The organism is Streptomyces venezuelae, assembly GCF_008642335.1.
Taxonomy (GTDB): domain Bacteria; phylum Actinomycetota; class Actinomycetes; order Streptomycetales; family Streptomycetaceae; genus Streptomyces; species Streptomyces venezuelae_F.
In genome coordinates this window covers 7,574,617-7,588,672 of sequence record NZ_CP029191.1, presented here as the reverse complement: position 1 = coordinate 7,588,672, position 14,056 = coordinate 7,574,617, and the positions used below count along the sequence as shown (strand labels likewise).

Annotated in this window: 1 protein-coding gene; it reads right to left on the bottom strand. The window is 73.4% G+C overall.

Translation table 11 applies throughout. From position 1 onward, the window contains the following. Window positions 1-39: 39 nt before the first annotated feature. A complete protein-coding gene (locus tag DEJ49_RS33795) occupies window positions 40-14,001 on the bottom strand; it encodes a non-ribosomal peptide synthetase (RefSeq protein ID WP_150187636.1) in 13,962 nt (4,653 codons plus the stop codon). Between the last annotated feature and the right edge of the window lie 55 nt (window positions 14,002-14,056).

Below are 14,056 nucleotides of genomic sequence, written 5' to 3'. Positions count from 1 at the left end.
CACAGCGCCTGGGCCTGTCGGCCACGGCTTCTATGGCATCTATGGCTTCTCGCCTGCGAATCCGGCTTCGAGCTCCTCGATCTGGTCCTGTGCGAGGTCGAGGAGGCGGAAGTCGGACGGGGTGTGTCCGCCTGCCGTGGGGTCGGCGGTGTGGTCCGCGAGTCCGGCCAGCATGTCCAGCCAGGCCCTGCCGAGCCGTTCGGCGTCGGCTTCGTCGAGCAGCCGGCTCGCCCAGCTCAGGGTGATCGTCAGTGCGGGTCCTTCGGCGGTGTCCCTGACCACCGCGCCGGCGTCCAGTGCGTGGGTGGCGGGCATGTCCGGGTCGACCGAGCCGCCGATGGCGGTGTCGCCGGCCATCTCCCACGGGCCGGGCGGGCCCGCGGCGCGGCCCGCGCCCGCGGCGAACCGGCCGAGGTAGTTGAAGCCGATCTGTGCCGTGGGCGCGGCCTCGAACTCGGCGTGCGTCGCGGAGTTGAGGTGGCGCAGCAGTTCGTGGCCGAGTCCGTCGCCGGGCACCGCCCGCGCCTGCTCCTTGACGGCCTTCACCAACGTACCCGCAGCGACGCCACCGGCCCTAGCGCCGTCCAGGTCGACGCCGGTCACGTCGATCCGCACCGGCCGCACGCTGGTGAACCAGCCGACCGTCCGCAACAGGTCGACGCCGTCGAGGGGGTGGCGTCCGTGGCTCTCGATGTCGACGAGGAGCCCGGACGCGGTACCGGGCCGCGAGCGCGCGACCGCCCCTGCGAGGGCGGCGAGCAGCACGTCGTCGACGCCGCAAAGGAACGCGGCGGGCGTGCGGCCCACGAGCGTGGCGGCGTGCTCGGGCGGCACGGTCCAGGAGCGGTGGCGCAGGGTGCGTACGGTGTCGGTGGCCGGGTCCAACGGGCGCGCGCCCAGCACCTGTTGCTCCGTACCGAGGAGGGCCAACCACTCCTCGGCCTCCGCGACGCGGTGCGTGTCGACGGCTTGCGCCGCGAGGAGCTCCGCCCAGCGCCGGAACGAGGTGCCGACGGCTTCGAGGCGGGGTTCCCGCCCCGCGGCCGCGGCTTCGCACGCCGCCCGCAGATCGGGCACGAGGACGCGCCACGACACGCCGTCGACGACGAGGTGGTGCACGACGAGGACGAGGCGTCCGGTGCGGCCGGGCCCTGCATCGACCCACACGGCACGAGCCAGCACCCCAGCATCGGGGTCGAGCCGCTGCGCGGCCGCACGGGCGGCTTCGGCGGCGATGGTGTCGAGGGGCGGGGTGGGGGGTGTCTCGTCGCCGGGGGGCGCGAGGGGTGTGTCGCCGCTGTCGCCGCCGGGCCCTTCGAGGGCCGTCGCGTCGACGCGGGTCACCAGTGTGTTCGCGTCGACCGAGCCCCGCTCGCCGACGACGAGCTTCGGCTCGCCGGGGATCGTGCGGGCCCGCAGCATGTCGTGCGTGTCGAGGACGGCGGCGAGGCCCGTGGCCAGCGTGTCGAGGCCCAGTCCTGGCGGGGCGCCGACGACCACCCACTGTGCGAAGCCGGGGCTCGTGGCGCGTTCGCCCAGCGCGTGCATCACGGGGGTCCAGGGCACCTCGCCGACGCCGATGTCGTCGGGTGCCGCCGCCGGTTCGGCCGTCTCCGCGACCTGCGCGAGGCGTTCCGGGGTCTTCTCCTCGAACACCTGCCGTGAGGTCAGCACGAGTCCGGCCCCGCGCGCCCGCGAGGCGAGCTGCATCGACATGATCGAGTCGCCGCCCAGCTCGAAGAAGCTGTCGCCGACGCCGACCCGCTCCAGACCGAGCACCTCGGCGAACAGGTCGCACAGGGCCCGCTCGGCCGCCGTACGCGGCGCACGTCCCGTGACCCGCTCGGCGAAGTCGGGCGCGGGGAGCGCGGCCCGGTCCACCTTCCCGTTCGGGGTCAGCGGCAGCTGCTCCAGCGGGACGAACGCGGCCGGGACCATGTACTCCGGCAGCCGGTCGCGTACGTAGGAGGCGAGGCCCGGGGGCTCCGCGGCGCCGTGGGGCGCGTCGGCGGCGACGCCCACGACGACGTACGCGATCAGACGCCGCGCGTCCTCGGCGCGATCGCGGCGCGCCACGACCACGGCCTGGGTCACGTCCGGGTGCGCGGCCAGCACGGCCTCGATCTCCCCCGGCTCGACGCGGTGTCCCCGGATCTTGACCTGGTCGTCGGCGCGCCCGGCGAAGACCAGCTCGCCGCCGTCGGTCCACCGGGCCACGTCGCCGGTGCGGTACATCCGCTCCCCCGCGCCGAACGGGCAGGCCACGAAGCGCTGCGCGGACAGTGCGGGCCGCGCCAGGTACCCGCGGGCCAGCCCCGCCCCGGTCACGTACAGCTCACCGGTGACACCGGGCGGCACGGGCAGCAGGAAGTCGTCCAGGACGAACACCCGCGTGTTCGCCATCGGTCGTCCCAGGGGCACGATGTCGCGTCCCGGAGCCAGCGGCTCGCTCATCGCGGCGCAGACGGTCGTCTCGGTCGGCCCGTACGCGTTGACCATGCGTCGCCCGGACGACCACCGGTCGACCAGGCCGGGCGGACAGGCCTCGCCGGCCACCACGAGCGTCTCGAGGCTGTCCGGCAGCGCCTCCTCGGCCGCCAGGACGCTCGGCGGCACGGTCACGTGGGTCACGCGCGCCGTGCGGAGGGCGGCGTCCAGCGACACGCTCGGCGGCAGTTCGTCCGCCGGGGCGAGGATCAGCGTGCCGCCCGAGAGCAGCGCCATGCACAGCTCGGAGACGGCCGCGTCGAAGCTGAGCGACGCGAACTGCAGGACGCGCGAGTCCGCCCGCACACCGAAGCGGTCGATCTGAGCCCGCGCGAGGTTCCGCAGCCCGGCGTGGGTGACGACGACGCCCTTCGGGGTGCCGGTGGAACCGGAGGTGTAGATGACGTACGCGGCATGCGCGGCCGACAACGGCCGCAACCGCTCCCCATCCACCAACGGACCAGGCGCACACCGCCCGATCCCCTCCGCCACCACCGGGTCATCCACCACCACGACCCGACCCGCAAACCCCTCAGGCACCACACCCCGAGACCCGACCGTGCACACCACCACCGACGGACCCACATCACCCAGCACAAACCCCACCCGCTCCGCCGGAAGACCCGCATCCACCGGAACGAACACACCCCCCGCCAACGACACCCCCAACAACGCCACCACCCACGACACGGACCGCTCACCCACCACAGCCACCCGCACCTCAGGCCCCACACCCAACCCCACCAAATACCGACCCAGACGACCCGCCTCCGCCCCCAACTCCCCATACGTCAACCGGGTCTCGCCCGACTCCAGGGCCACCGCGTCCGGCGACACGCCCACCTGCCGCCCGAACAGCTCGGGAAGCGGTGCTCCCGCGGCCGGCCGGTCCGTGGCGTTCCACTCCCGCACGACCGTCTCCCGCACGGCGGTGTCGGCCACGTCCAACTGCCCCACCGGGGCCTGCGGGTCGGCGACGAGTTGTTCAAGGATCCGTATCAGTGACGCGATCATCTGCTCGGCGCGTGCGCGGTCGCACACGTCCGGGCGGTGGACGAAGTCGCCCTGCATGGGCGTGCCCGGCGACACGACGAAGGTCAGCGGATAGTGGCCCATGTCCTGCGGCGCGCCGGCGGGGCGGATCGTGAGCGAGGAGGGCGCGGAGTCGCCGGAGGGCGGGTGGGGGTAGTTCTCGTGGACCACGAGCGTGTCGAACTCCGCGCCGGGCCCGGCGAGTCGACGTATCTCCGGGAGCCCCATGTGCTGATGGGCCATCAGTGCGACCTGCCGTGCCTGGAGTTCCGCCAGCATGTCCGCCACGGGCTGCCGGGCGTCGAGTCGGACGCGCACCGGCAACGTGTTGATGAAGAGGCCGATCGCCGACTCCGCACCCGGCAGATCGGTGGGCCGCCCCGCCACGGTCGCGCCGAACACCACGTCGGCGCGCCCGGCGAGACGCGCGAGCAGCAGCGCCCACGCGCCCTGCACCAGGGTGTTCACCGTCAGCCCGCGGTCGCGGGCGAGTGCGGCGATCTCCCGTGACAGTTCCTCGGGGAAGGCGAACCGCACCCGCTCGGGCACGACCGGCACACGCACCGAGTCCGCCGGCACGACGAGGGTCGGCTCGTCCAGACCGTCGAGCTCCGCGCGCCAGGCCTGCCGCGCCACGTCGCCGTCCTGCCGGCCGAGCCAGGCGAGGTACTCGCGGTAGGACGTCGCCGCGGGGAGGTCCCGTTCGTCGCCGCCCGTGGCCAGCGCCTCGTACACGGCGGTCAGGTCGCCGATGAGGACGGGCAGGGACCAGCCGTCCATGATGAGGTGGTGGCTGGTGATGACCAGATGGTGCCGGTGCTCGGCGAGCCGGATCAGGAGCAGCCGCATCAGTGGTGGCCGGGTGACGTCGATCCGTTGCGCCCGCTCGCGCTCGGCGAGGCGCTCGGTCTCGGCGCGTGCTTCGGCGGGCGCCAGGCGGGACAGGTCCGCCTCGCACCAGGGGAGTTCGACGTCACCGCCCACGATCTGTACCGCCTCGCCCGAGGTGAGGCGGTGGAAGCTCGCGCGGAGGGTCGGGTGCCGGCGCAGCAGCACCTGCCAGGCCGCGCGGAACCGGGCGGCGTCCAGCGGGCCTTCCAGCTCCAGGGCCCGCTGCCCTTCGTAGACGTCGGGCCCGCTCTCGTCGTACGTGGCATGGAAGAGCATGCCTTCCTGCAGCGGCGACAGCGGCCATACGTCGGCCGGGGCCGGCACCGCGGCCTCCAGCTCCTCCACGTCGGCCTGTGTGAGGGCGGTGCCGAGGAGCGGGAAGTCGGTCGGGGTGTGACCGCCCGCGGTGGCGTCGGCGACGGTGTGCCCGGCGAGGCCGCCCAGCATGGCCGCCCAGGTGCTGCCGAGCCGCTCGGCCTCCGCCGCCGGCACCAGGTCGCCCGCCCAGCTCAGGGTGAGCGTCAACTCCGGTCCGTCGGGGGTGTCACGGACGGCGGCGTTGGCTTCCAGGGCGTGGTGGAGGGGCATGTCCGGGGGGACGGTGCCGCCGATGGCGGTGTCGCCGGTCAGCTGCCAGGCGGCGTCGGGCCCGGAGGCGTGCGTCGCTGTGGTGAACCGGCCCATGTAGTTGAAGCCGATCTCGGGGGCGGGCCGGGAACGGAGGACGGGCGCGGTCTGCGGGTTGAGGTGGCGCAGCAGCTCGTAGCCGAGCCCGTCGCCGCCCGGGACCGCGCGCAGCTGCTCCTTGACCGCCTTCAGCAGTACGCCAGCTGCCGGGCCGCCGTCCAGGACTTGGTCGAGGTCGATCCCGGACGTGCTCGTGCGCACCGGGTGCGCGCTGGTGAACCAGCCCACCGTGCGGGACAGATCCACGCCACCGTCCGTACCGAGCGGCTCACGGCCGTGACCCTCCACATCGATCAGGAGCCCCGAGGCGGATTCCGGCCGCCAGTGCGCGACCGCACCGGTCAGAGCCGCCAACAGCACGTCGTCGACCCCGCAGTGGAACGCGGTCGGCGTCCTGCCGAGCAGCGCCTCGGCCTGCTCCGGCGGCACCACCCAGGAGCTTCGACGCAGGGTGCGGGCGGTGTCGACGGCTGGATCCAAGGCTCGTCGCGCCAAGAGGTGTACGTCGTCGCCACCGCCGTCGCCGCCCAGCAAGGTCAGCCAGTCCTGGAGTTCCGCGGCTCGTTGCTCGCTGGTGGCCTCCGCCGCCAGCAGCTCCGACCAGCGGCGGAACGACGTACCGACGGGCTCCACCGTCGGCTCGCGCCCCTCGGCCGCCGCCTCGGACGCCGCCCGCAGGTCCGGGACCAGCACGCGCCAGGAAACACCGTCGACCGCCAAATGGTGTGCTACGAGGACGAGTTGGCCGGGACGTTCGGAACCTGCGTCCGCCCATACGGCTCGCACCATCTCGCCGCGCGCCGGATCGAGCCGCCCGGCGGCCTCACGGGCCAGCTCGCCCACATCGACAGCGCCGCCCGACACATCCACCCGCTCGATCAGACTCCCGGCATCAACCGACCCCGGCTCCGGGACGATCAGCCGCAGCTCGCCCGGCACCGTCCGGGCCCGCAACATGTCGTGCCGATCCAGCACCGCACCCAAGCCCGCCGCCAGCGCCTCCGGCCGCAGCCCCGTCGGCGTACCCAGCACCACCCACTGCGCGAATCGCGCACTCGTGACGCGCTCGCCCAACGCCCGCATGACCGGCGTCCACGGCACCACTCCGGTACCGACGTCGGCGACCGGCGCGAGTCCACTCCCCGCCGCCTCCGCGACCAGCGCCAGCCGCTCCGCGGTCTTCTCCTCGAACACCTGGCGGGGCGTGAGGATCACGCCTGCCTGACGCGCACGGGAGGCCAGCTGCATGGAGCTGATGGAGTCGCCGCCCAGCTCGAAGAACCCGTCCTCGACACCGACCCGCTCAAGACCCAACACTTCGGCGAACAGGCCGCACAGCACCCGCTCGACGTCGGTACGCGGCTCACGCCCCGTGACCCGCGCGGCGAAGTCCGGCGCGGGCAGCGCGGCCCGGTCCACCTTCCCGTTCACCGTCAACGGCAGCTCGTCCAAGAGCACGACGGCCGCCGGGACCATGTACTCCGGCAGCGCTTCGGCCACGTACGCCCGCAGCGACTCGACATCCACCTCGCGCCCGCCGCCGTCCGGCACGACGTAGCCGACCAGCCGTTTCTCGCCGCCCGACCCGCCCTGCCGGGCCACCACCACGGCCTGCCCGACCGCCTCATGGCCGGCCAGCACCGCCTCGACCTCGCCCAACTCCACCCGGAACCCGCGCACCTTCACCTGCTGATCCGCACGCCCCACGAACAGCAGCTCACCGTCCGCCGTCCACCGCACCAGGTCACCCGTGCGATACATGCGCTCGCCGCCGCCACCCGCGAACGGGCACGCCACGAACCGCTCGGCCGACAGGCCAGGGCGGTGCAAGTACCCGCGCGCCAGGCCGGGCCCCGTGACGTACAGCTCGCCGTCGGTTCCCGGACCGACCGGTTTCAGGAAGTCGTCGAGCACGTACGCGCGGGTGTTGATCAATGGGCGGCCGACCGGCACGTGCCCATCCCCCTGCGCCTCGGCCTGCCCCTGCCCGTGTCCGGGGCGCAGCGGCTCGCTCATGGCGGCGCAGACGGTCACCTCGGTGGGGCCGTAGGCGTTGACGAGGCGGCGGTCCGACCATCGCCGTGCCAGGCGTGGCGGGCACTCCTCACCCGCCACCACCAGCGTCTCCACGGTGTCCGGCAGCGCGTCCACGGTGCCCAGGACGGACGGCGGGACCGTCATGTGCGTGATGCCGAACTCGGCGGCGAGTTCTGCCAGCGAGCCGTGCGGCGGCAGCCGGTCGCCGTCGACGACGACGAGTGCCGCGCCGGACAGCAGCGCCATGCACATCTCGGAGACCGCGGCGTCGAAGCTCCAGGAGGCCAGTTGCAGGACGCGGGAGTCCGGGCGTACGGCGAAGCGTTCGATCTGGCCGGTGGCGAGGTTGCCGATGCCGCCGTGCGTGACGACGACACCCTTGGGCGTGCCCGTCGAACCGGACGTGTAGATGACGTACGCGGGGTCCGACACACGGCAGCCGCCGGGCCCGCCCGGCCGGGACGGACGCGCGGGGAGGTGGGAGACCCGTGGGGCGACCGGATCGGCGCCCTCGTGGACCCAGCGTCCCGCCCCCGCGTGCGTCACCGGGACCACCGGTTCCGTCGCGGTCGTGCACACCACGAGTGCGGGATCCGCGTCGGCGAGGACGTGCGCGATCCGCTCGGCCGGATACGCCGGGTCGACCGGCACGAACGCCGCTCCGGCCCGCACTACGCCCAGCAGCACCGCGACCACGTCGACGGAGCGTTCCATGACCACGCCGACGAGGTCGCCCCTGCCCACCCCGCGGGCGAGCAGTCCGTGTGCCACGTGGTCCGCGGCGCGGCCGAGTTCCGCGTACGTCCACCGCCGGTCCGTCCCGATCACGGCGGGTGCGTCGGGGGTGCGGCGCGCCTGCGCGTCGAACAGTTCCCCCAGTGTTCCGGCGGCGACCGGCCGGTCCGTGTCGTTCCACCGCTCCAGGACCGCGGTGCGTTCCGCCGTCGCCAGTACGTCGATGTCGCCGACCCGCCGCGTCGGGTCGGCCGCGATCTGTTCGAGGACGCGCGTCAGTTGCCGTCCCACCTGGAGGGCGCGCTGTCCGTCGAACACGTCGGGCCGGTACGTCACGCGGACCTCGATGCGGTCGTCGGGGACGACACCGATGGCCAGGGGGTAGTGCGTGCCCGCCTGGCTGCTGAGCTGGGTGAGCGTGACCGGGGTGGCGGAGCCGGGGAGACGGGAGGTGTTCCGCGGATAGTTCTCGACCATCAGCATCGTGTCGAAGACGGCGCCGGGCCCGTCGAGCGCCTGGATCTCGGCGAGACCCACGTGCTGATGGGGCATCAGGGCGGCCTGGCGGTCCTGGAGTCGCGCGAGCAGCTGCAGGACGGGTTCTCGCGCGTTGAGCCGTACGCGGACCGGCAGCGTGTTGATGAACAGCCCGATCATCGACTCGACGCCGGGGATCTCCGGTGGCCGTCCCGCCACGGTCGTGCCGAACACGACGTCCGTGCGCCGGGCGAGCCTCGCGAGGACCAGCGCCCAGGCGCCCTGGACGAGGGTGTTGACGGTCAGGCCGTGCGAGCGGGCCAGCGCCGTGATGGCGCGCGTGGCCCGGCCGGACAGCCGCACGGAGCGTTCCTCGGACAGGACGAGGCCGCCGGGCAGGTCCGCGGGTGCCACGAGGGTCGGCTCGTCGGCTCCGGCCAGCTCGGCCCGCCAGGCGTCCCGGGCGGCCTCCTTGCCCTGCCGGTGCAGCCAGGCGAGGTAGTCCCCGTACGAGGCGGGCCTGGCCGGTGCGGTGGCGGCGCCGTCCGCCGCGTAGAGCGCCGAGACCTCGTTGAGCATGAGGGGCGTCGACCAGCCGTCGGCGACGATGTGGTGGCTGGTGACGACGAGCCGGTGCTGTTCCGCGCCGAGGCAGATGAGAACGAGGCGCAGGAGCGGGGCGGTCGTCAGATCCAGCCGCTGCGCCGCCTCGTTCTCGGCGAGGCGGTCGGCCTCGGCCAGGGCCTCGTCCGACGGGAGGCGCGTCAAGTCGACCTCGGTCCACGGAAGTTGTACGTCCCGGCCCACGATCTGCACGGCTTCGCCGGAGGTGAGGCGGTGGAAGCCGGCGCGCAGCGCGTCGTGCCTCGCGACCAGCGATTCCCAGGCGGCCCGCAAGCGCCGGGCGTCCAGCGGTCCGTCGACGGCGAGCACGCGCTGGCTCTGGTAGGCGTCCGGCCCCTCCGCGTCGTAGGTGGCGTGGAAGAGCATGCCTTCCTGCAGCGGTGACAGCGGCCATACGTCGGCAGGTTCCGGCACTGCCGCCTCGACCCGGTCGACGTCGCCCTGCGTGAGTGCGGCGGCGCCGAGCAGCGGGAAGTCGGAGGGGGTGTGACCGCCCGCGTCGGGGGCGGTCGTCACGTGGGTGGCCAAGCCGCCCAGCATGGCCACCCAGGTACTCCCGAGCCGCTCCGCCCCGCCCTGCGTCAGCACGCCGTCGGGCCAGCTCAGCCGCAGCTCCAGTTCGGATCCTTCGGGGGTGTCACGAACGGTGACGTTGGCTTCCAAGGTGTGCTGGAGGGGCATGTCCGGGGGGACGGTGCCGCCGATGGCGGTGTCGCCGGTCGGCTGCCAGGCGGCGTCGGGCCCGGAGGCGCCCGCCGCCGTGGTGAACCGGCCCATGTAGTTGAAGCCGATCTCGGGGGCGGGCCGGGAGCGGAGGACGGGCGCGGTCTGCGGGTTGAGGTGGCGCAGCAGCTCGTAGCCCAGCCCGTCGCCGCCCGGGACCGCGCGCAGCTGCTCCTTGACCGCCTTGAGCAGTACGCCCGCTGCCGGGCCGCCGTCCAGGACTTGGTCGAGGTCGATCCCGGACGTGCTCGTGCGCACCGGGTGTGAGCTGGTGAACCAGCCCACCGTGCGGGACAGATCCACGCCACCGTCCGTACCGAGCGGCTCGCGGCCGTGACCCTCCACATCGATCAGGAGTCCCGAGGCGGTTTCCGGCCGCCAGTGCGCGACCGCACCGGTCAGGGCCGCCAGCAGCACGTCGTCGACGCCACAGTGGAACGCGGTCGGCGTCCTGCCGAGCAGCGCCTCGGCCTGCTCCGGCGGCACCACCCAGGACTGCTGCCTCAAGGTGGCCACCTTGTCGACGTTCGGGTCCAACTCCCTTTTGCCGAGTGCGTATTGCTGTTCTCCGAGCAGGCTCGACCAGCCGTCGAGTTCCGCGGTCCGCTTCTCTCCCGCAGCCTCCGCAGCCAGCAGCTCCGACCAGCGGCGGAACGACGTACCCACCGGATCCAGCTCCGGCGCCCGCCCCTCGGCCGCCGCCTCGCACGCCGCCCGCAGATCCGGGACCAGCACACGCCACGACACGCCGTCCACCACCAAGTGATGCAAGACGAGCGCGAGTTGGCCGGGCCGGTCAGGCCCGGCGTCCGCCCACATGGCCCGCACCATCTCGCCGCGCGCCGGATCGAGTCGTCCGGCGGCTTCTCGGGCGAGCTCGCCCACATCGACAGCGCCACCCGACACGTCCACCCGCTCGATCAAGCGGTCGGCGTCGACCGACCCCGGCTCCGGGACGATCAGCCGCAGCTCGCCCGGCACCGTCCGGGCCCGCAACATGTCGTGCCGATCCAGCACCGCACCCAGGCCCGCCGACAAATATTCCGGCCGCAGCCCAGCCGGCGTACCCAGCACCACCCACTGCGCGAACCCCGGCCGTGCCGCACGCTCCCCCAACGCCCGCATGACCGGCGTCCACGGCACCACCCCGGTACCGACATCGGCGACCGGCGCGAGTCCACTCCCCGCCGCCTCCGCGACCAGCGCCAGCCGCTCCACGGTCTTCTCCTCGAACACCTGGCGCGGCGTGACCACGAGCCCCGCGCGACGCGCCCGCGAGGCCAGCTGCATGGAGCTGATGGAGTCGCCGCCCAGCTCGAAGAACCCGTCCTCGACCCCGACCCGCTCAAGACCCAGCACCTCGGCGAACACCGCGCACAACACCCGCTCGGTCTCCGTACGCGGCTCACGCCCCGTGACCCGTGCCGCGAAGTCCGGCGCGGGCAGCGCGGCCCGGTCCACCTTCCCGTTCACCGTCAACGGCAGCTCGTCCAGCACCACCACGGCCGCCGGAACCATGTACTCCGGCAGCGCTTCGGCCACGTACGCCCGCAGTGCGCCGGCCTCCACCTCGCGCCCGCCGTCGTCCGGCACGACGTAACCGACCAGCCGCTTCTCGCCGCCCGACCCGTCCTGCCGGGCCACCACCACGGCCTGCCCGACCGCCTCATGGCCGGCGAGTACCGCCTCCACCTCGCTCGGCTCGACCCGGAACCCGCGCACCTTCACCTGCTCGTCCGCACGCCCCACGAACAGCAGCTCACCGTCCGCCGTCCACCGCACCAGGTCACCCGTGCGGTACATCCGACGCCCGGCCTCGTCGCCGAACGGGCACGCCACGAACCGCTCGGCCGACGGCCCCGACCGCCCCAGATAGCCGCGCGCCAGACCGGCACCGGCGAGGTAGAGCTCGCCCGTCGTTCCGGGCGGGACGGGGCGGAGGAAGGCGTCCAGGACGTACGCGCGGCGGTTGGGCAGCGGACGGCCGATCGGGAGGGCGTCGTCCATCGGGGCGCCCGGCGACAGGAGGTGGGTGGTCGCGCAGAGGGTGATCTCCGTCGGCCCGTACAAATGCCGAACCGACACCTCCGGGCAAGCCTCCCGCACCCGCGCCACCGCACCCGCCGGCACCACATCCCCACCCGTCAACACCTCGCGCAGACCGGCAAAGTACTCCGGGGACTCCTCCGCCAGCACCCGGAACATCCCCGCCGTCACATGCACCGCCGACACGCCATCGCCGACTGCCGCCCGGATGCGCCCCGCGTCCACCACACCCGCACCCGCGACGACGACCCGGCCGCCCGCCGCCAACGGCACCCACACCTCGAACAACGACACATCAAACGCGTGCGGCGCATGCATCAACACCGCATCACCGGCGCCTATCGACCAGCCTGAATCCCCCACCAGACCCGCCACCGCCCCATGCGGCACCACCACACCCTTCGGCACCCCCGACGACCCCGACGTGTACATCACATACGCCACGTCATCCCCGCCCACCCACACCGCAGGACCATCCGCAGGGCACGCGGCGACGGCCGATGTAGTGGCCGGATCGTCGACCACCACGCGTCGGGCACCCGCCGCCCTCTGCGGGACGAGCCCGCTCGTCCGCCGGGTGCACACCACCGCCACGGGCGCCGAATCCTCCAGCAGGAACGCCACCCGCTCCGCCGGATACTCCACATCCACCGGCACGAACGCCGCCCCCGCCCGCCACACCGCGAGCAACACCACGACCAGATCGACGGAGCGTTCCATCGCCACCGCGACGCGGTCCCCGCGCCGCACTCCGACGTGCGTCAGATGCCGGGCGAGGCGTGCGGACGAGTTACTCAACTCCTCGTACGAAACAGCCCGTTCGCCGTCTGTCACGGCCACCGCGGCCGGCGTGCGACGCGTCTGTCGGGCGAGCAGTTCGGGCACGGAAGCGGCCGTCACCGGCCGCCGGGTCGCGTTCCACTCCTCGACGACCAGGGACCGCTCGGTCTCCCCGGCCACGTCGACGCGCGCCACCGGTACCGACGGGTCCGCCACCACTTGTTCGAGGACGCGTGTCAGCCGGTCGACGACGGACCGGGCGTCCGCGTGGTCGTAGAGGTCGGGGCGGTGGTCGAGCTTGAAGCCCATGCGGTCGCCCTCGGGGGCGACGACGAGCGTCAGCGGATAGTGCGCCGCTTCCTCACCGCCGAGGAAGCGGATGGCGAAGGTGTCGGGCGCGGGCTCCCGCTCCGGGGGCCGCGGGTAGTTCTCGTACACGATGATCGTGTCGAAGACCGATCCGGGACCGGCGAGCCGTTGGATCTCGGGCAGTCCGAGGTGCTGATGGGCCATGAGGCCGGCCTGGCGCGCCTGAAGGCCGGTCAGCAGCTCGGCCACGGGCTGCGCGCCGTCGAGACGTACGCGGACCGGCAACGTGTTGATGAACAGGCCGATCATCGACTCCACGCCCGGCAGTTCGGCCGGGCGGCCCGCCGCCGTCGCGCCGAACACGACGTCCGTGCGCCCGGCGAGACGGGCGAGGACCAGCGCCCACGCTCCCTGGATCACGGTGTTCACCGTGACCCCGAGCTTGCGGGCCACCTGCGCGAGGCCCGCGGTCAGCTCCTCGGAGATGTAGGTGATCAGGCTCTCCGGGGTCACTGGGCTCCGGCCCGGGTCTGCCGGTGCGACGAGCGTCGGCTCGTCGGCCCCCGCGAGCTCCGCCCGCCAGGCGTCCCTGGCCGCCTCCTTGTCCTGGCGGTTCAGCCAGGCCAGGTACTCCCTGTAGGAGGTCACGCGGGGCAGGCCGTGGGTGTGGCCGCCGTCCGCGTACACGGCGGGCAGCTCGTTGAAGAGCACGGCCATGGACCAGCCGTCCATGACGACGTGGTGGCTGGTGACGACGAGGCGGTGCCGTTCGTCGCCGAGCCTGACCAGGAGCAGCCGCAGCAAGGGCGCGACCGCAGGGTCGAAACGCCGCGAACGTTCGCCCGCGGCCAGCCGGTCGGTCTCGGCGAGCGCCTCGTCCTCCGCGAGACCGGAGACGTCCACGAGCCGCCAGGGCAGTTCCGCCTCGCGCGCGATGACCTGCACGGCCTCGCCGGACTGGCGGCCGCGGAAGCTCGCCCGCAGCGCGCCGTGCCTGGCCAGCAGCGCCTCCCACGTCCTGCGCAACCGGTCCACGTCCAGGGGGCCCACCAGCTCCAGCATCCGCTGCCCCTGGTAGACGTCCGGTCCCCGGTCGTCGAAAGCGGCGTGGAACAGGAGCCCTTCCTGCAACGGCGACAGCGGCCAGACGTCCTCGACTGCGGAGCGGGTCATCGTCTCTGTCTCCTCATGGCGGCAACGGCGAGATGTGCGCGGGCGGGATGGGAAG